This is a genomic window from Bradyrhizobium sp. HKCCYLRH2060, from assembly GCF_051168135.1.
Lineage (GTDB): Bacteria > Pseudomonadota > Alphaproteobacteria > Rhizobiales > Xanthobacteraceae > Bradyrhizobium.
Genome location: NZ_JBNPUK010000002.1, coordinates 474,839 through 494,354, shown reverse-complemented (window position 1 = coordinate 494,354; position 19,516 = coordinate 474,839). Strand labels below are relative to the sequence as shown.

The 19,516-nt window shown below is 66.5% G+C and carries 14 protein-coding genes; 7 read left to right on the top strand and 7 right to left on the bottom strand.

Translation table 11 applies throughout. The features are described 5' to 3' along the window. The first annotated feature begins 21 nt into the window (after positions 1-21). The 4 genes from ACQR10_RS06055 to ACQR10_RS06040 all read left to right on the top strand — a co-directional run bounded on the left by ACQR10_RS06055 (position 22) and on the right by ACQR10_RS06040 (position 5,681). Complete coding sequence (locus tag ACQR10_RS06055; RefSeq protein WP_315800153.1) at positions 22-2,529, top strand: penicillin-binding protein 1A; 2,508 nt, start codon at positions 22-24, stop codon at positions 2,527-2,529. A 126-nt stretch (positions 2,530-2,655) separates the two neighbouring features. Next, positions 2,656-3,790 (top strand): peptide chain release factor 2 gene (gene prfB, locus ACQR10_RS06050; protein WP_315737783.1). Its coding sequence is split into 2 segments (ribosomal slippage): positions 2,656-2,724 and positions 2,726-3,790, totalling 1,134 coding nucleotides; the frame shifts between segments, so codons are not numbered across the junction. Further along, positions 3,787-4,674 carry an NAD(P)-dependent oxidoreductase gene (locus ACQR10_RS06045; RefSeq protein ID WP_316215716.1) on the top strand — a complete coding sequence of 296 codons (888 nt, stop codon included), beginning with the start codon at positions 3,787-3,789 and terminating at the stop codon, positions 4,672-4,674. The genes prfB and ACQR10_RS06045 overlap by 4 nt, the downstream gene beginning before the upstream one ends. 83 nt (positions 4,675-4,757) lie before the next feature. Further along, the gene (locus tag ACQR10_RS06040; protein ID WP_316215717.1) at positions 4,758-5,681 is read left to right on the top strand and encodes a DMT family transporter; all 924 of its coding nucleotides are present in this window, start codon (positions 4,758-4,760) and stop codon (positions 5,679-5,681) included. An 11-nt stretch (positions 5,682-5,692) separates the two neighbouring features. Here the strand turns inward: ACQR10_RS06040 and upp are convergent, their stop codons facing one another. After that, entirely contained in the window at positions 5,693-6,328 is a 636-nt protein-coding gene (gene upp / locus ACQR10_RS06035) for a uracil phosphoribosyltransferase (protein ID WP_315800151.1), read from the bottom strand. Between the two features lie 53 nt (positions 6,329-6,381). After that, positions 6,382-8,109, bottom strand: a complete 1,728-nt coding sequence (locus tag ACQR10_RS06030) for a cation:proton antiporter (protein WP_315800150.1) — start codon at positions 8,107-8,109, stop codon at positions 6,382-6,384. Positions 8,110-8,134: 25 nt separating this feature from the next. Between ACQR10_RS06030 and ACQR10_RS06025 the strand changes: the two genes are divergently transcribed. After that, positions 8,135-8,689: a DUF3124 domain-containing protein gene (locus tag ACQR10_RS06025; protein WP_434839476.1), complete on the top strand. Its 555-nt coding sequence runs from the start codon at positions 8,135-8,137 to the stop codon at positions 8,687-8,689. A gap of 12 nt (positions 8,690-8,701) precedes the next feature. Here ACQR10_RS06025 and ACQR10_RS06020 read toward each other — a convergent pair whose 3' ends face one another. After that, complete coding sequence (locus ACQR10_RS06020; protein WP_434911897.1) at positions 8,702-10,852, bottom strand: methyl-accepting chemotaxis protein; 2,151 nt, start codon at positions 10,850-10,852, stop codon at positions 8,702-8,704. Between the two features lie 877 nt (positions 10,853-11,729). Between ACQR10_RS06020 and ACQR10_RS06015 the strand changes: the two genes are divergently transcribed. Beyond that, positions 11,730-12,971 (top strand): LysM peptidoglycan-binding domain-containing protein, encoded by a 1,242-nt coding sequence (locus tag ACQR10_RS06015; protein ID WP_434911896.1) that lies wholly within the window; start codon positions 11,730-11,732, stop codon positions 12,969-12,971. Between the two features lie 104 nt (positions 12,972-13,075). Beyond that, positions 13,076-14,242, top strand: a complete 1,167-nt coding sequence (locus ACQR10_RS06010) for a trans-sulfuration enzyme family protein (RefSeq protein ID WP_434895174.1) — start codon at positions 13,076-13,078, stop codon at positions 14,240-14,242. Between the two features lie 43 nt (positions 14,243-14,285). Here the strand turns inward: ACQR10_RS06010 and ACQR10_RS06005 are convergent, their stop codons facing one another. The 4 genes from ACQR10_RS06005 to ACQR10_RS05990 form a co-directional block, all read right to left on the bottom strand. Beyond that, positions 14,286-16,583, bottom strand: coding sequence for a TonB-dependent receptor domain-containing protein (locus ACQR10_RS06005; RefSeq protein WP_434911895.1), 2,298 nt, complete (start codon positions 16,581-16,583; stop codon positions 14,286-14,288). Between the two features lie 173 nt (positions 16,584-16,756). Continuing rightward, the gene (locus ACQR10_RS06000; protein ID WP_434911894.1) at positions 16,757-17,146 is read right to left on the bottom strand and encodes a hypothetical protein; all 390 of its coding nucleotides are present in this window, start codon (positions 17,144-17,146) and stop codon (positions 16,757-16,759) included. A 109-nt stretch (positions 17,147-17,255) separates the two neighbouring features. Further along, positions 17,256-18,620 carry a M23 family metallopeptidase gene (locus ACQR10_RS05995; protein WP_316215720.1) on the bottom strand — a complete coding sequence of 455 codons (1,365 nt, stop codon included), beginning with the start codon at positions 18,618-18,620 and terminating at the stop codon, positions 17,256-17,258. Between the two features lie 105 nt (positions 18,621-18,725). Beyond that, entirely contained in the window at positions 18,726-19,412 is a 687-nt protein-coding gene (locus tag ACQR10_RS05990) for a peroxiredoxin (RefSeq protein ID WP_434883136.1), read from the bottom strand. Between the last annotated feature and the right edge of the window lie 104 nt (positions 19,413-19,516).

Sequence of the window (19,516 nt, the reverse complement as noted above, 5' to 3'; positions counted from 1 at the left end):
AGTTGGAACGGATATTCGCCGATGCGCTTTCTGGTGCGGTTTTTGGGCTTCCTGTTCGCGGCCGGTACCGTCTTGTTCCTGGTCGGTGTGGCAGCAGCGGCCGGCCTGATCTGGCATTTTTCCAAGGATCTGCCTGACTACTCCCAGCTGCAGGATTATGAGCCGCCGGTGATGACGCGCGTGCACGCGGTCGACGGCTCGCTGGTCGGTGAATATGCCCGGGAGCGCCGGCTGTACCTGCCGATCCAGGCGGTTCCCAAGCTCGTGATCAACGCGTTCCTCGCCGCCGAGGACAAGAACTTCTATGAGCATGGCGGCATCGATTTCACCGGCATGGCGCGCGCTGCCGTGGTCTACGCCCAGAACTTCGGTTCGAATCGCCGGCCGCAGGGCGCCTCCACCATCACCCAGCAGGTCGCCAAGAACTTCCTGTTGACCAACGAGGTGTCGTTCGCCCGCAAGATCAAGGAAGCGCTGCTGGCGATGCGCATCGAGCGCACCTACTCGAAGGACAAGATTCTCGAGCTCTATCTCAACGAGATCTATCTCGGCTCCGGCGCCTACGGCATCGCCGCGGCGTCGCTGGTCTATTTCGACAAGTCGGTCAACGAACTGACGGTGGCCGAGGCCGCCTATCTGGCGGCTCTGCCGAAGATGCCAGGCAGCCTGCATCCGATCCGGAACCGCGACCGCGCCATCGAGCGCCGCAACTACGTCGTCGATCGTCTGCTCGAGAACGGCTGGATCAAGCAGGCCGACGCCGACAAGGCGCGCAAGGATCCGCTGACGATCGCGAGCCGCAACACCGGCGCCCACATCTTCGCGGGTGAATATTTCGCCGAGGAAGTGCGCCGTGACATCTTCGAGCGCTATGGCGAGAAGAAGCTCTACGAGGGCGGCCTGTCGGTCCGGACGACGCTCGATCCGAAGATCCAGGTCATGGCGCGCAAGGCCATGGTCGCCGGACTCGTGAGGTACGACCAGGAGCAGGGCTATCGCGGAGCCGTCTCCAAGCTCGACACGTCGGGTGATTGGGGTGTGAAGCTCGCCGATATCAAGTCGCTCTCCGACATCTCGCCCTGGCGGATGGCCGTAGTGCTCGAGACCAGTGACCAGTCCGCCCGCATCGGCTTCCAGCCGCCGCGCGAACTCGGCGGCGCCGTCAGCAAGGAACGCCAGACCGGCCTGATCACGCTTGACGGCGTGAAATGGGCGCGGGCTGCGACGGCCAACGGCCGCGGCAAGGTGCCGACGTCGGTCGCCCAGGTGCTGCAGCCGGGCGACGTGATCTATGCCGATCCGCTGTACAAGGAAGGCAATCCGGTCGAAGGCCAGTATCGCCTCGAGCAACTGCCCGAAGTGTCCGGCGCGATGGTTGCCATGGACCCGAACACCGGCCGTGTGCTCGCGATGGTCGGCGGCTTCTCCTTCGACCAGAGCCAGTTCAACCGGGCAACGCAGGCCTACCGGCAGCCCGGATCGTCATTCAAGCCGATCGTCTATTCTTCGGCGCTCGACAACGGCTATACGCCGTCGACCCAGGTCGTCGACGCACCGATCGAGATCGACCAGGGGCAGGGCGGGCAGGTCTGGCGCCCCGACAACTTCTCCAACGGGAAATATCTCGGGCCCACGACCTTGCGCAACGCGCTGCGTCTGTCGCTGAACACGGTGACCGTGCGTCTGGCGCAGGACGTCGGCATGCCGCTGATTTCCGAATACGCCAAGCGGTTCGGAGTCTATGACGAGCTGCCGAATTACTTGTCCTACGCCCTCGGCGCCGGCGAAACCACGGCCATGCGCATGGTCACCGCCTATTCAATGATCGCCAATGGCGGCCGTCGGGTGAAGCCGACCTTGATCGACCGCATCCAGGACCGCTACGGCCACACCATCTTCAAGCATGATGCCCGGGAGTGCCGCGGCTGCGACGCCCCGGACGGCTGGAAGAACCAGAGCGAGCCGCAGCTGGTCGACCGCCGGGAGCAGGTTCTGGATACGATGACGGCCTACCAGATCACCTCGATGCTCGAGGGCGTGGTGCAGGCGGGCACGGCGACCGTGCTGAAGGAGGTCGGCAAGCCGATCGCCGGCAAGACGGGCACCACCAACGAGGCCAAGGACGCATGGTTCGTCGGCTTCTCGCCGGACCTCGCCGTCGCGATCTACATGGGTTACGACAAGCCCCGGCCGCTCGGTAGGGGTAATGCTGCGACCGGCGGTCATCTGGCCGCGCCGATCGCAAAAGACTTCATGAAGCTCGCGCTGGCCGACAAGCCGGCCACGCCCTTCAAGATCCCGGCCGGCATCAAGCTGGTCCGTGTCGATGCCAAGACGGGCATGCGCGCGAGCCCTGGCGACGGCGGCCGCACGATCATGGAAGCGTTCAAACCGGGTACGGCGCCCCCGGACAACTACTCCGTCATCGGTGTCGCCGACGCCGATGGACGCGTGATGCCGTCGCAGAGCGGCGGCCAGCCTGATGCAGGCAGCTTCATCATCCGTCCAGGTACGGGAAGCCTCTATTAGGCATTGCGCCGGCTGAAACTGACGCCGGTGCGGTGCAGAGCGATTGCGCTTTGCGCCGAGCGCCGTTACATCCCCCTGTGAGAGACGATGCTGCGGCGCTTCGAGCCGCGGCCTGAAGAGAGCGACATGCGCGCGGAAATCGAGAAAATCGTAGAAGAGATCAAGCAGTCGGTCGGGCTGCTGAGGAGGCATCTTTGACGTCGAGACATCGACGGCAAGGCTGGCCGAGCTGAACAAGCTCGCCGAAGACCCCAATCTCTGGAACGACCCCCAAAAAGCTCAGCGGCTGATGCAGGAGCGGACCTCGCTGGAGGACTCGCTCACAGGCATTGGCAAGGTCGAGCGAGAGCTCAGCGACAACATCGAGATGATCGAGCTTGGCGAGGCCGAGAACGATCCCGGCGTCGTCACTGAAGCCGAGAATGCGCTGAAGGAGCTGAAGAAGGAGGTCGCGCGGCGCGAACTCGAGGCGCTCCTGTCCGGCGAGGCCGACAAGTTCGACACCTATCTCGAGGTCCATGCCGGCGCCGGCGGCACCGAGAGCCAGGACTGGGCGCAGATGCTGTTGCGCATGTACACGCGCTGGGCCGAGACCCACGGCTTCAAGGTCGAGTATCTCGAGGAATCGCTGGGTGAAGAGGCCGGTATCAAGTCGGCGACCATCCAGATTTCCGGGCACAACGCCTATGGCTGGCTGAAGACGGAAGCCGGCGTGCATCGCCTGGTCCGGATCTCGCCGTTCGATTCGAATGCGCGGCGCCACACCTCGTTCTCTTCGGTGCAGATCTTCCCGGTCATCGATGACAGCATCAAGATCGACATCAAGGAGTCCGACGTCCGTGTCGACACGATGCGGTCGGGCGGCGCCGGCGGCCAGCACGTCAACAAGACCGAATCGGCGGTGCGGCTGACGCACATCCCGACCGGTGTCGCGGTGGTCTGCCAGGCCGGCCGCTCACAGCACAAGAACCGGGCCCAGGCCTGGGACATGTTGCGCGCGCGGCTCTACGAGATCGAGCTGAAGAAGCGCGAGGAGAAGGCGGCGGCGGATCAGGCGGCCAAGACCGAGATCGGCTGGGGCCACCAGATCCGCTCCTACGTGCTGCAGCCCTATCAGATGGTGAAGGATCTGCGCACCGGCGTGCAGACGTCGGACACCGCAGGCGTGCTCGACGGCGATCTCGACGAGTTCATGGCCGCGACGCTGGCACAGCGCGCGTTCGGCACGACGCCGGGCGCCGCAATCGAGGACGTGGATTGAGCGCGGCGCGCGTTGCCTTCATCGGGCTCGGGCGGATGGGCCACGGCATGGCCGGTCGCTATCTCGATGCCGGCTATTCCGTGGCGGTCTGGAATCGCAACAAGGCAAAGGCCGAGGATCTGATCGCGCGCGGCGCGCGCTGGTCGACCTCGCCGGCCGATGCGGCGATCGATGCCGTCGCCGTCGTCACCATGGTTGCGGATGACGACGCCTCGCGCGCGGTGTGGCTCGGGCCGGATGGCGCCGCTGCCACCATGCGGGTCGGCACGATTGCGATCGAATGTTCGACCGTATCGCGTGATCATACGCTGCGCCTGTCGCGCGAGCTGAATGCGCGCGGCGTGACATATCTCGACTGTCCGGTGACCGGGCTGCCCGACGCGGCCGCAAGCGGCAAGCTGACCCTGCTGATCGGCGCCGACGCCGCCGATCTCGACCGCGCGCGGCCCTATCTGGCGCCGATCGGCTCGACCATTCGCCATTTCGGACCGGTGGGCACCGGGACCGTCTACAAGCTGATCAACAACCTGCTTGGCGCGATGCAGATCGCGGGTCTCGCCGAGGGGCTCGCGATCGCCGAGCAGGCCGGGCTCGACATGAATCTCGTGCTCGAGGCGATCCAGGGCGGCGTCGCGGCGAGCCCGCAGGTGCTGCGCCACGCCCCGCGCATGGTCGCGCGCAACTTCGCCGACGCGAGCTTCACCGCAGCACTCCGTCACAAGGATGCAGCCTATGCGCTGCAGCTCGCCGAGGAACTGCTCGGTGAGCGCCCAGTCATGGCCCAGGCGGCCGTCGACGCCTATGCGCGGGCGAAGGCGGCGATGCCGGATGAGGACGAAGGCCGCATGATCGAGCTGATCTCGCGGCCGAAAGACCCGCCGTAGAGCGCGACGCTGACGGAAAGCGGGTGGATCACGCTCCGCCTTGTTTGCAACGTTCACGCCGACATTGAACCACGGTTGCCGTGATGACATCCCAGAACGAGAGCATGGACGCGCGAGACTGGTCGCTGCTCGGCCTGCTCTCGCTGCTGTGGAGCGGGTCGTTCATCTTCAACGGCCTCGCCTTGAAGGAATTGCCGCCGCTGACGCTGGTGCTGCTGCGCATCGTGCTGGCGGCTGCGATTCTGCTGCCGGTGGCGCGCCTGCGCGGGCTCGGTTTTCCCAGGGGGATTGTCGGTTGGCTGCCGTTCCTCGCCGTGGCGCTGTTCAACAATGTCGTGCCGTTCTGCTTGATCGTGATCGGCCAGACGTTCATCACCTCCGGTCTTGCCGCGGTGCTCAACGCGACCACGCCGCTGTTCACCATCGTGGTAATGGCTGCCGCGGGGGATGAAAGGCTGTCGGTCCGGCGGGCTGCGGGCCTGATCGTGGGCCTCGTCGGCGTCGTGATCCTGCGAGGCGGATCGGGGCTCGGCGGCTCGGCCGGCGGCTACGGCATTCTGTTCGGTCTTGGCGCATCGCTCAGCTACGGCATCGCCGCGCTGCTGGTGCGCCGCCATCTCGCCCAATCGCCGCCGCTCGCGACCGCCACCTTCCAGCTCTCGGCTTCGAGCGTGATGATGCTGGTCATCGCCGGCATGGTCGACCAGCCCTGGCGTCTCCCGCTTCCCGGGCTGCAGACGTGGGTCGCGGTCATCGGTCTTGCGGCGCTGTCGACGGCATTCGCCTATATCGTGTTCTTCCAGATCCTGCGCCGCTCCGGGGCGACCAACGTGATGCTGGTGACCTTGTTGATCCCGTTGACGACGATCCTCCTCGGGTCGCTGGTGCTCGGCGAAAGCATCTCGTTGCGGGAGATCAGCGGTGCGCTGGTGATCGGGAGTGCGCTGCTGGTGATCGATGGTCGCATCCTCAGTGTCATTCGCCTTTCACCGCGACCGTCCTGCTGAACCGTTCACGATCACTTCGTGCCGAACATCCGATCGCCGGCATCGCCGAGACCGGGCACGATGTAGGCGTGGTCATTCAGCTTCTCGTCGATCGCTGCGGTCCAGATCGGGATGTCCGGATGCTCCTTCTCGAACTTGGCGATGCCTTCTGGTGCCGCCAGCAGGCAGACGAAACGGATGTCGCGGGCGCCGCGCGTCTTGAGCAGCTCGGCAGCCGCGCAGGCGGAGTTGCCGGTCGCGAGCATCGGGTCCATCAGGATCACCGTGCGGTCGCTCAGGTCTTGCGGCGCCTTGAAATAGTACTCGACGGCCTGCAGCGTGTTGGGATCGCGGTAGAGCCCGATATGGGCGATGCGCGCGGACGGCATCAGCGCCAGCATGCCGTCGAGGAAGCCGACGCCGGCGCGCAGGATCGGCGCCAGGGTAAGCTTCTTGCCGGCGATCTTCGGCGCCTTCATCGGGGCGATCGGTGTCTCGATGTCGACGAGCTCGAGCGGCAGGTCGCGCGTGACCTCATAGGCCAGCAGCATGCCGATCTCGTTCAGGAGCTCGCGGAAGCCCTTGGTCGAGCGGTCACGCTCGCGCATCAAGGAGAGCTTGTGCTGGACCAGCGGGTGATCGACGACGTGAACGCTCGTGTTTGCCATGATTCAAGTCCAGCGGGATCAGAGATTGTGTCGGAGATGGATACGCGCCCGGCTCATGGCAGCACCTCGCGGCGGTCGGCGAGCATCGCCTCGGCCTGGCTGCGGCGCTCGGAGAGGAGCCCGGCGCTGGCGTCCTGGATCAGGTTGAGCAGCACCTGCGCATCGCTGAGCCGCGGCACGGTCACATAGTCGGCGCCGGCATCGTAGAGGTCGTTGACGTCGGCGAGCAGGTCGGCGGTCGCGACGATCTTGGCCGTTGCATTGATGCTGCGCACGTGGCGCACCAGCTTCTCGTTGTTGGCGCCCTTGAGCAGCGAGTCCGGGATGCTCAGGATGATCAACTCGGCCTGGCCGACCCCCGCGTGAATCAGCGTGTCGACATTGCTGATGTCGCCATAGGTCACCTGGATGCCGCGATCGGACAGGGTGCGGAAGACCACCGGGTTGAAATCGACCACGCCGATCTGTTCCAGCAGCGCCGGCTCGTTGCGCTCGATCTCGCTGAGGAGGGCGCTGGCCGTGCGGAAGAAACCGAGGAGAACGATCGGCCGTCCGGCGCCGTGCCCGCCCTCATGGCCGGCCTCGCCGTCCTTGCTCGAATCGAGGTCGCGCAGCCCGAGCCGCTTGAGCAGCGGGATGCTTCGCCGCGCGATCGGGTCAGAGCGTACGATGACGAAGGTCGAGAGCACCGCGAGCAGCACGAAGGCAAAGGACGCCGCGCTCGAGGTGCCGTTCTTGAGGTGGCCGGCGGCGGCGCCGGTCTGGATCACCACCAGCGAGAATTCGCTGATCTGGGCAAGGTTGAGCGCCGGCAGCAGGCTGGCGCGCAGGCCCTGCCGCATCATGTAGAGCGGCGTAAAGGTGGTGAGCAGCCGGCTCGCCACCGTGAAGAGCGCGATCACCAGCGCCAGCCCGACCACGGACAGCGTCGGGATCGGGATGGTCATGCCGAGCGCGACGAAGAACAGCGTGATGAAGAAATCGCGCAGGGTCGTGACCTTGGCGGTGACGTCGAGCGCATAGGGGAAGGTCGAGAGCGAGACGCCCGCAACCAGTGAGCCCATCTCGCGCGACAGGTGCAGCCTTTCTGCGATCTCGCCGATCAGGAAGCACCAGGCCAGCGCGCCGAGCAGGATCAGCTCGGGGGTGCGCGCGATGCGGTGGAACACCGGCGGCAAGACGTAGCGGCTGAGCAACAGGGCGATCGCGACCAGCGTGCCGGCGCGGGCGAAAGACAGCAGGATCACGCTGACATGGAGGTCGTCGAGGCTCGGCTGCACCGCCAGAAACAGGATCGCGAACACGTCCTGCAGAACCAGCACGCCGAGCGTGATGCGGCCGGGCAGGGTGTCGAGCTCGCGCTTCTCGTACAGCACCTTGACGATGATGACGGTCGAGGACAGCGCGCAGGCGACGCAGAGATAGAGCGCGTCGTAGCTCTCGGCGCCCATCCGCATGCCGATCGCGACGAAGAACAGGATGCCGAGCGCGGCGCCGCCGAGCAGCTGGACCCCGCCGGCAATCAGAATCACCGGGCCGGCGCGGATGATCTTCTTGAGGTCGATCTCGAGCCCGATCATGAACAGCATGAAGATCAGGCCGAGTTCCGAGATCACGGAAATCGACTCCTGGGACTTGACCCAGCCGGTGCCGAAGGGGCCAATGGCGAAGCCCGCGACCAGATAAGCGAGAATCGAGGGCTGGCGCCATCTGTGCGCCGCCAGTCCAAGCACCCACGCAAACAGGATGCAGAGCGTGATGTCGCCGATCAGTTCATGCATGAAGCAACCCCCGAGGCGGCAACTTATGTCGGGCCGCCGCGCAAGGAAACCCGCAATCTGTCACATCCGGACCGGCGCATTCGCGCTGCTGCTCATCGCAGCTGTTGCGGCCGGCGCGGCGCAGGCGGCCGACGACGTGACCACGACTTTCGCGAGCTCGCTGACGCCAGTTCCGGCGCAGCCCGTCACGGTCACGGGCGCCGTCTACGTCCCCGTCTATTCCAGCGTCGCGATGACCCCGGGCCGGGTCCAGGCCGATTTCTCGGTGACGCTGAGCATCCACAACGCCTCCGAGCAGCGGCCTCTGATCGTCCGGCGCATCAACTATTACGACACGGCCGGCACGCTGGTGGAGGCGCATCTGCGCGAGCCCGTCGCCTTGAGGCCGTTCGCGACCGTCGAGATCTTCGTGCCCGTCAAGGACACCCGCGGCGGCACCGGCGCCAATTTCGTCGTCGACTGGGCCGCGACCGGTGAGATCGCCGAGCCCGTCGTCGAGGCGCTGATGGTCGGCGGCATCGGCGCCGGCCACTACGCCTTCATCAGTCAGGGGCGCCCGATCCGGCTGACCGGGCGATGAGAGCGGGGCGGCTCAGGCCGCCCGCACGTTGTCGAGGAATCTGTCGACCTCCTGCCGCAGCCGGTCGCTCTCCTGCGACAGCGACTGCGCCGCCGACAGCACGCTTCCCGACGCGGAGCCGGTCTGCGAGGCGCCGCGCTGGACGTCGACGATGTTGGTGTTGACCTCGGTGGTGCCCCGCGACGCCTCCTGGATGTTGCGCGAGATCTCCTGCGTCGCCGCGCCCTGCTGCTCGACGGCGGCGGCGATGGTCGAGGAGATTTCCGACAGCCGCTCGATGGTCGTGCTGATCTCCCGGATCGCCGACACCGATTCCTGCGTCGCCGCCTGGATGCCCGAGATCTGCTGGGCGATCTCGCCGGTCGCCTTCGAGGTCTGCTCGGCGAGCGCCTTGACCTCGGACGCAACCACCGCGAAGCCGCGGCCGGCATCGCCGGCGCGCGCCGCCTCGATAGTGGCGTTCAGCGCCAGCAGGTTGGTCTGGCCGGCGATGGTGTTGATCAGCTCGACCACGTCGCCGATCCGCGCGGCCGCCTTCGACAGCTCGTTGACGCGGTCGTTGGTGGTGCGCGCCTGATCGACGGCGCCGTTGGCGATGCGCGCCGATTCCTGGACTTGCCGGCTGATCTCGGTCACCGACGAGGTCAGCTCCTCGGTGGCCGAGGCGACCGACTGCACGTTCGTCGCGGCCTGCTCGGACGCGGCGGCCACGGTGGTGGCGAGCTCCTGCGAGCGCGTCGCGTTCGAGGTCAGCGTGCCGGCGGACGTCTCGAGCTGGGACGAGGCCGAGGACACCGTCTGCACGATGCCGCCGATCGCGCTTTCGAATTCGCTGGCGAGCTTGTTCATTCCGGCCTTGCGCTTGACCTCGGCCGAGTGCTGCACAGCCTTCACTTCCTCGCTGTTGAAGCGGACGATGGCCTGCACGGTCTGCAGGTTGCGCAGCGCCTCGCCGATCTCGTCGTCGCGCTCCACCGGGATGCGGTTGTCGAGCTTGCCCTGGCTGATGTTCTGCATCGCGTCGTTGAGCACCTTGAGCGGCCGCAGCACCGCGCGGATGCTCTGCAGGCTGAACGTGGCGCCGATTCCGATGCCCGCCAGGATCATCACCGAAATGATCGCGAGCACCACCAGATATTGACTCTCGGCCTCCTCGTAGAGCGCCTTGCCTTCCTTCACCTGGATCTCGACGAGCTTGTCGAGCTCGTGCTTGGCGGCCTCGAACAGATCATGTCCCTTCGTGGCGATATGCTGGCTCGCCTCGTCGAACTTGCCCTGCTCGAGCAGAGCCAGTCCCGGCCTGATGCCTTCCTCCAGATAGGCCTTGCGCCTGATCGCGTAGGCATCGGCGACAATCTTCTCCTCCGGGGTCAAGTAGCTCGCCATGTAGTCGGCCCAGACCTTGGTGATTCTCGCGCTGTTTCCGTCCACCAGCGCCCTGATGCCGTCGATCGGCTTTCCGGCCTTGCCGTTCGCCGCCGCGGACTGTTGCGACGACATGTTCTGCAAGGTGCGATCGTTGATCTCGAACAACTGCGCCAGTGGAATCGTGCGATCCTCGTAGAGCGACTTCATGGCGACGTTGGTGGAGCGGGTCGAAATCAGGCCGGCCGCGCCGATGATCAACATGAACACGCCCAGCACCGCGGCCAAGGTCGTCAGGCGCGCTTTGAGCGTACCCGTGAACAGCGACAGGCGGTCGAACACCGAGCGGCGGCGGATGATGCCCGCGCTGATGGTGTAGTCCTGCGCCTTGTTCTGGTTGAGAAGCCCGTACACCTTCTCGGCCTCGGCGCGCTGCTCAGCCGGCAGCTTGGTGCGGATCGAGGTGTAGCCGGTGATCTCGCCATTCTCGCGGATGGCCGACGCGGTCGCCTGCACCCAGTAGAAGTCACCGTTCTTGCGGCGGTTCTTGACGGCGCCGGCCCACGGCTTTCCTTGCTTCAGCGTGTCCCAGAGGTTGGCGAAAGCCGCCTCCGGCATGTCGGGATGGCGGATGATGTTGTGCGGCTGGCCCATCAGCTCGTCGGGAGTGAAGCCGGCGGCATCGACGAACTGCTCGTTGAAATAGGTCAGCTTGCCCTTCAGATCGGTGCGCGAGACGATGAGCGTCTCGTCGGTGATCGGGTATTCATGGGTCGTGACCGGTAGATTCTTGCGCACGGATATGAACTCCACCTGCCCATTGAATCGGATTCGGAATTTGAACTTCGGACGAACGCGAGAAGGCGGTCCGATCGTTAAATGTTGCGTAAAAGATGGGCACCGTAAGACTACGCGTTGTGCATTGCGATGGTTCGAGAGCCGGATACCGTCTCAAGCAATCAGCAATAGAGCATGCGAAATCCCTCGTAACGCACGGGCGTCCGAGCTTTCGGCAGCGAGCCCTCGAGACGAGGGCGCAGGGAATGCCGGGTGAAGGCCTCACCCATGGCCCGCCTGCGAAAAAAATGCAGGCGGCAGGTACCACAGGCAAAGCCGTAACCGGCATTCCCTGCGCGATGGTTTTTAACGACTTATACGCGATCTCCCCGGGGACCGGGCTTTCTTGCCCCCGTCATCCGCACCAGCGCATCTGCACCGGCACGAACTTGGCCTCAGCATCGGGAGGTCAGGACCACGCGACTTCATCGTTCGCGGCCGCCATGCCCGTCGTGCATCGCAGCCCACGTCCACCGCATCCCGCCCCAACGTCCGTGACGACGCGTACGCCCCTCGCAACGAGGCGGGATGCGCGGATCATACACGACTTCTGGAAAAAAGAAATAGGAAAGTTTGTGATTGTCGGGCTCTGCCGCATTCTCAGACATGCTCTGCAACGGGGGCCTGGTTCGACACTGCGGGCTCGCGGCTGATTGGCGCTTTGCCGATGCGCGGGGAAGTCACACCTCGCAAGTTGACTGGGAAGTTGGGCGGCTCGATCGCTGCCCCCAGCCGCGGGGCAATGGCATTCCGCCCTGTATGATGCTATGTGCAAAGCAAGATTCCCGCTGACGGAGCCGTCGTCTCCGCGCCTCGTTTGCACAGGACGGATCACCGCATGAGCATCGGAAACGGCGGACGATTGATCTGGGGTGGCGGCGCCGTTGCGGCGCTCGCGATCGCGGGCCTGGCCATTGCGTTCGCGCAGGGCTTCGGTCTCGACCTCCCGATCTTCAAGCGTGAGGGGACGTCTGCGAGCCGGACTGGCGCGACCGCGCCGAGCGCTCCGACAGACGGTCCGCCCGCTGCTCCGCAGCGCGCTGCGGCGGCTGAGCCGGGTGCGGCAGACAAGGGCGGCGCGAGCCAAGCCGCGGCAGCGCTCGCCAGCGCGCAGCAACAGGCCAGCGGACTGGCTGCGCTGCTGGCGCCGGTGGCGCCGCCGGCGGCCGAGAGCGATGGGCCGTCGTTCGACGTCGTCAGCGTGGAGCCGTCGGGCGACACCGTCGTTGCCGGCCGTGCGGCGCCCGGCGCCACTGTCGAGTTGCTGCGCAACGGCGAGCCGCATGCGCGAGTGGTGGCCGATCGCTCGGGGCAATTTTCCATGGTGCCGCCGCCGCTGCCCGCCGGGACGTTCGAGTTGACGTTGCGGGCCAAGCAGCCGGACGGCCGCGAGATCTCGTCCAAGCAGAGCGTCGCGGTGGTGGTCGAGGCCGGCAAGCGCCCGGCCACCGTCGCGGTGATCGCGCCGGACCAGCCGACACGCGTGCTGTCGAAGCCGGCCGCATCGGTGCCGCTGGCGGTCGCGGTCGAGGCCGTCGACTTCGAGCCGAACGGCAATCTGCGCGTCGGCGGCCGCGCACGGCCCGGGGCCACCGTCCGGATCTATCTCAACGACCGGCTGGTCGACACCGCGACGGCCGGTGCAGATGGCCGCGTCGCGACGACCATCAAGGATGCCGCCTGGGCCGGCAAGGACCGGCTGCGGCTCGACGAGGTGGATGCCAAGACCGGCGCCGTGCAGGCGCGGGCCGAGGTGCCGTTGAATGTGCCGGAGGCGCTGACCACGGCCTCGCTGCCTGCGGCGGGGGGCCAGAGGCAGGGAAGCGGCGGTGCTCCCGGCGCGCGCACGCAGCTTGCATCGGCGTCGCCGGCCGACCTGAAGGACGTTGCCGCGTCACCCGCGCGCAGCGGCGCGAGGACGATCACCGTGTCACGCGGCGACAGCCTGTGGCACATCAGCCGCCGGCTCCTCGGCGAGGGCACGCGCTACGCAGTCATCTACCGCGCCAATCGCGAGCAGATCCGCCGGCCGGATCTGATCTATCCGGGCCAGGTGTTCGTGCTGCCGGCGAAGCGCTAGCTGCGCAGCACAAAGGATTTTGACTTCTGTACGTGCTTGCACCTGAGCGCGCTGCTCGCGCCGTTGCGCTAAGATGGCCGTCAGCATTGTCTCACGAGGTTTCCATGCACGATCTCACCCGCTGCGTTCAGCACCCCGCCGTGTCGCACGACGGCTTCAAGTCGCTGGCGGTTCCGACCCATCGCGCCTCGACGATCGTCTATGACGAGCCGCAGGACTTTGCGCGGCGCGCCGAGCGTGGTCTCGACGGTTACACTTATGGCCTGCATGGCACGCCGACGACGCGGACCCTGGAGGCGCAGATCAGCGCGCTGCATGGTGGCGAGCGCACCGTGCTGGTCCCGTCTGGACAGGCCGCGGTCGCGATCACGATGCTCGCCGTGCTCAAGCCCGGCGACAAGGTGCTGATCCCCGATCACGTCTATCCGCCGGTGCGTCATCTGTGCGCGAACTATCTCGCCGCGCGCGGGATTTCGCATGAGGTCTACGACCCGCTGATCGGCGGCGGCATCAGCGATCTCATCGATGCCAGCACGAAGCTGATCTGGCTGGAATCGCCGGGCTCGGGAACGATGGAGGTGCAGGACGTTCCGGCCATCGCGCGGGCCGCAAAGGTGCGCGGCGTGCTCACCGGCTGCGACAACACCTGGGCGAGCCCGCTGTTGTTCAAGCCGCTGGCGCATGGCGTCGATTTCGTGGTGGAGGCGCTGACCAAATATGTCGGCGGTCATTCCGACCTGCTGCTCGGCTCGATCACCGTCAAGGACCTGAGCTTGCGCAAGGCGCTCAAGGACGTGCTGGGCGTGCTCGGTATCGGCGTGTCGCCGGATGAGGCGGCGCTGGCGCTGCGCGGCATCGAGACCATGGGAGTCCGCATGGCGCATTCGGGACGCGTCGCGCGTGAGTTTGCCGAGCTGCTGCAACAGTCGCCGGCGGTCGCGCGCGTGCTGCATCCGGCGTTGCCGTCCTGTCCCGGCCACGAAATCTTCGCGCGCGACTTCAAGGCTGCGAGCACGGTGTTCAGCGTCGTCATCAGGCCGGAGTTTACCGCGCGGATCTATCCGGCGCTCGGACATCTCAGTCTGTTCGCCATCGGCGCCTCCTGGGGCGGCACCCACAGCCTGATTGCGCCGATGGATGTCACGGCCGATCGCACGGTGCGCGCATGGAATGCCGCGGAGGGATTGGTGCGGCTGAGCATCGGGCTGGAGGAGCCGGGCGATCTGTGGGAGGACCTGTCGCGATTCCTCGACGCGCTCGAAACCTCCTGAGACATGCCGGCCCGCGATGTTCGCGCCGCGGGCCGGCCCGTCGTCAGAAGTTCACGCTAAGCCGCGCATTCAGCGACCGGCCAGGGCCCTTGACGGCGTAGCCGTAGGCCGCGGATGAGCCCATCATCGACACCACTTGATAGTCGACCAGATCGGCGCCGCCGAGCGGCAGGTCATAGGTCCGGTTGAACAGGTTGTCGACGCCGAGATCGAGCCGCACGTGCTGCCACTGGTAGCCGGTGCGCAGGTTGACCAGCGCGTAGGACGGCGTGGTCAGCTCGTTGCGGACCTGGCTCACGACATTCTTGGAGCCGACGAGCTGCAGCTCGACCGAATTGGTCCAGCCGCCGAGATGATGATCGAGCGCGAGCTTCGCGTTGACCGGCATCATGTGGTAGAGGTCGACGCCGTCGGTGCGGTAGCCCCTGACGTAGCCGATCAGGCCACGGATCTGGCCGTGGCCGTAGGTCAGGTCGTCCCAGACCGTCAGGCGCCCTTCGACATTGACGCCGACCAGCGTGGCGTCGTGGTTGGCGAACTGCAGATAGACGAAGCCGGTATTTGTCGTCAGGTTGGCGGGGTTGCTGGCGAGGCAGCTCGCCGTTTTGCAGCGGTCGACGTCGATGTAGTCCTGCACGTAGCTGGCATAGGGCGTCACTTTGACGTCCCACAGCTTCTGCGCCGGATCGTGCCAGCCGGCGGTGAAGCTCACGGTGTGCGCCTTCTCCGGCTTGAGGTCGAGGTTGCCGACATAGCCGTTGCCGTCGCCGAACCAGCCGATCATCTGCATCGCCATCGCATTGGTCGACCAGGCGTAGCGCTCATACAGGTTCGGCGAGCGCGTCTTGCGCGCGAAGCCGAGCTCGAACTGGCTGATCGCGTCGGGCTCGTAGCGGACGAGCGCGGAGCCGTCGAGATGCACGTCGGTCCGGGCATGGTCGGCGGCGTTGAACGCCGTGGCATCGGCGCCGTACATCATCGCGTTGTAGCCCGAGACGTTGCCGGTGTTCATCCGCACGATGTCGTTGCGCAGGCCGACGATCGACGTCCACTGCCGATCCCAGTGCCGCTCCCATTCGACGAAGGTGCCGATGCGGTCGCGCTGTCCGCCGTTGATGTTGATGAAGCTGTTCGGCCCCATCATCATCGACCCGGCAACCGGGCTCCACCAGTCGTCGAGCCGGTTGAGCGCAAGCTCGTTGCCGACGCGCAGGAGGTCCTGGCCCGACACCGGCAGCGTCGCCTTGATCGCGTAGCCGCCGTCGAGGCCCTTGGTGTCCATCGGCATCGAGGCGACCTTGTCGGGCGCGATGAAGCCCATCGTGTGCCGGATCTGATGCACGAAGGCGGACGCCTCGATCAGGCCCCAGTCGAACGTGCCTTCGTAGCGGCCGTTGGCGAACAGGCCGCGGTTGTAGACCATGTCCATGTACTGGTTCACATAGCCCTGGTAGGGGATGAACTGGCCGCCCACCTGGAACGTGAACAGGTTGCCGAAGCTGCGCTTGGAGAAGCTGATGGCGTGGTTCTGCGTCTCGTACAGCGTCGACTTCACGGTGGTGCCGTCGCCGGCCTTGTAGTTGCCGGACCTGACCCAGCCGCCGGTGTAGGTGACGCTGGTGTCGCGGTTGGCGGCCGTGGCCGTCGCATCGACGCCATAGGCGTTGCCGTTGCTGCGGAAGAAGCTGGAGACGCGGGTGCTGGCGATCCAGCCGTCGGTCGCCGCGAAGGCGGGCGGTGCCGTGGTGACATCGATGCGGCTGCCGATGTAGTCGCCGCCGACCGAGACCGGGCCGATGCCGAGATAGGCGCGCATCTTCGCGATCATCGCCGGATTGACGAAGGACAGCGGCGGATTCATCTCGTTCGGGCAGGCCGGCGAGATCAGCATCGAGTTGATCGCGACCTGGAGCCGGTCGGCGCCCATGCCGTTGATCGCGGGCAGGCTGGAGACGCCGCCGGCGCCCCAGGCTGCGCCGCCCGGCAGGTCGGTGACGAGGCCTGCCGAATCGCTCGAGGAGAGACCGCGCTCGAAGCCGGCCTGCGGCGGCAGCGTGCGGCTTGCAGCTGTTGGGCCGGTGTCTTTCTGCTGCGTGGTGGCTTCCGTGGCGTGTGGGGCCGGTGCGTGAGTCTCGCGGCTTGCCGCAGGCCGGGGACGAGGCTTGGCCGTGCGCTGACGCGCGGGGTCGACGGTGACGGTCGGCAGCGACGCCGCGGGGCGCGCGCTGGCGGGTTCAGCGGCGGAGCACAGCAAGGCTGTCGCCGCGAGCAGCGCCGACGACATCGGTCGCGGAGGTAAAGAGGCAGTGGGCGGCTTTGAGCCTGAAAGGACGTTCGACATGGAGAACTCTGGAGGATGCTGCGCAGATATCTGCGGATGAGATCGGGAGCTGGGCACGCGCCAACGGCGCCCGGCTGATGATGCCAAGATGTGCGTGCCATCACGCTGCGGCTCCGTGAGAGCGGAGGCGGCATGTGGCGCAGCGATGTGTCTGAAGATGCGGCGACCGCCGCTCAGGCGAGCCGAGGTGGCGCGCGCGCCCGGTGCCCGGCGTCGACCTCGGCAGTCGCGCGCCACAAGGGCGCGATCGGTTCGAACGCAACGCCAAGGACGCGCCGGAGGCTGACCGTGGGTGCGTCGGGCGGCGGCAGCAGTGCGAAAGCCGGGGTGACGCAGAGCGGACAATGCGCCGCTGACGCCGCAGCCGGCGCTTCCGAGCTGTCGGCGCCCCCTCCAGCGTTGTCGATTCGCTCGTGACAGATCTCACCGAATACGAAGGCGAAGCTCGGCGGCAGCCAGGCGTTCAGGCTCACCGCCAGCGTGACCTGCAGCGCCAGCACATAGGCCATCGCACAGGCGACGGCGCCCGTCAGATGTTTGCTGTGTGATGAAATGCGACGCACGGCCCTGAAATCCCCGCAGCATGCTTAGCATGTCTGCGGAACAGTACCAATTGCGATCGCGCAATGCCGTTGCGCGTTGGTCGCGCGTCGGCTTGCCGGATGAGCGATCTTACCCGGCGCTCAGCCGCACGCCGGCGCGCAGGAATTTCTGCGGGTCGACGGCTTCGCCGTCGATGCGGGTCTCGTAGTGCAGATGCGGGCCGGTCGAACGGCCGGTCGAGCCGACCTCGCCGATGATGTCGCCGATCTTCACCTGCTGGCCGACCTTGACGTTGATTTCGGAGAGATGGCCGTAGCGGGTGGAGAGGCCGTTGCCGTGATCGACCTCGACCATGCGGCCGTAGCCGCCGGCCCAGCCGGCATTCACCACCTTGCCGTTGGCGGTGACGCGGACCGGATCGCCGGTGGCAGCACGGAAGTCGAGGCCGGTGTGCATCGCGGGGCGGCCGAGGAATGGATCGGAGCGCACGCCGAAGCCGGAGGTGAACTCGACCTCGCCGATCACCGGCTTGCGATAGGGCACCAGCGACAGCGTGCGGTTCATCTTCTCGACCTGCGCGCGGGTGATGTTGATGCGGTAGAGCTGGCGTTCGAACGGACCGGATTCGGCGCCGAGCTTGACCGGAATGAACGGGCCGCCCATGCCGCCCTTTGGCGCGGCCGCTTCGAGCTGGCCCATGTCCAGGCCGAGATCGGTGATGACGCCGCGCATCCGGCGCAGCTTCGATTCCAGCGTCTCCTCGGCCGAGGACAGCATCGCGACCTGCCGCGCCTCGACCTGGTCGAGCGAGCGCGTCAGCCGCGTCAGCACGTTGTCGACACCGGCGAGCTTGGTCGATGGGTTGGGCTGCGCATTCGCCATCACGGGGCTGCGCGATTCGAGCCGGGCCTCGCGGTCCGGCGGCGCGGTGAAGATCACGGTGTCGCTGATCGGCGACGGTTTTGGCGCGGCTGTCGCCGATGGCGGCTCGATCGCGACCGGCGCACGCGCCGGGGCGCGGATCGAGCCGGTGATGTCGGGCATGCTGCCGAGCGCGGTGGCACGTCCCTCGAGCGCGGTCTGGCGCTTGAGGATCTGGTCGAGCTTCTGGTCGAACTGCTCCTGGTCGAGCAGTTGCCGGCTGGTGGCGCGGTCGACCTTGGCGCGCAGCTCGGCGATGCGGTCCTCATAGGCGTATTGCATCTCGGCCTGGCGCGCGATCAGCCGCGTCAACACGTCGTCGCGGAACGCGAAATAGGTCGCAGTCGCCGCCGACCACAGCCCGAGCAGGCTGACGGTGCCGACCACGATCCAGAACACCACCGGGCCGATGCGCACCTGCTTGCCGGCATGCACCAGCGTGTAGTCGCTCTGCGATGCGGCCGCGACCGGCGCCGGATGGCTGGCGGGTGCGCGCCGATGATGGTGGGCGTGCCCGCGGTCATGAGGATGGTGCTGGGGATATTCGGCGTGATGGCCGGAACGATACGACATCGGCACTCCCGCGCCGGCTGGAGATCGTCGTTCCAGCGGCGTCATTTACGGGAGCGATTTGACCCCTGCATGGTTAATTTTCCCCCAACGCTCTCCGGCGCATTCTCAGAGCGCGCGCGCCGCCGCCAGCACCGCGTCGGCGTGGCCGTCGACCTTGACGTTGCGCCACACCTTGGCGACGCGGCCGTCGGCGCCGATCAAGACGGTGCTTCGGATGATGCCGAGAAACTTGCGGCCATAGAGCGACTTCTCGCCCCAGGCGCCGTAGGCCTCCAGCATCTCATGCTTCTCGTCCGAGATCAGGGGTACCGCGAGATCGTGCTTGTCGCGGAAATTGTCCTGCGCCTTGACCGAATCGGCGGAGACGCCGAGCACTGCGGCGCCGGCAGCGGCGAAGTCCTTCGACAGGCGGGTGAAGTCGATCGCCTCCTTGGTGCAGCCGGGCGTATTGGCCTTGGGATAGAAGAACAGCACGAGCTTCTGGCCGCTGTAGTCGGCGAGCGAGACGGTTCCGCCGCCATCGCGCGGCAGCTTGAACGCGGGTGCCTTGGCGCCCTCGGCAAGGCCCGTTCCGCTGGCAGCCGGCGCCGCGGGCTTGGCCTTCGCAGCGGCGGCCTTCGTGGTCGGCGTCTTGGCGTAGGTCGTCTTGGCGGAGGTCGTCTTGGCGGCTTTCGTCACGGCCGGTTTGGCCGTCTTCTTGGTGGCCTTCTTGGCCGCGGTGGCGAGCCGGTTCCCGTCAATCGTCCCGTAGGACGCCGGGTTGGAGGATTTCTTTCGTGATTCCTTCGACATACGCCTTCCTTTCGTCGCTTTCGGCGGCTCAAAAATGAAAGTATCTCGGTTCTTGTCCGGTGTCCCGGGATCGATCTGGCATCCGTGCTTCGCGGCGCGCAGGG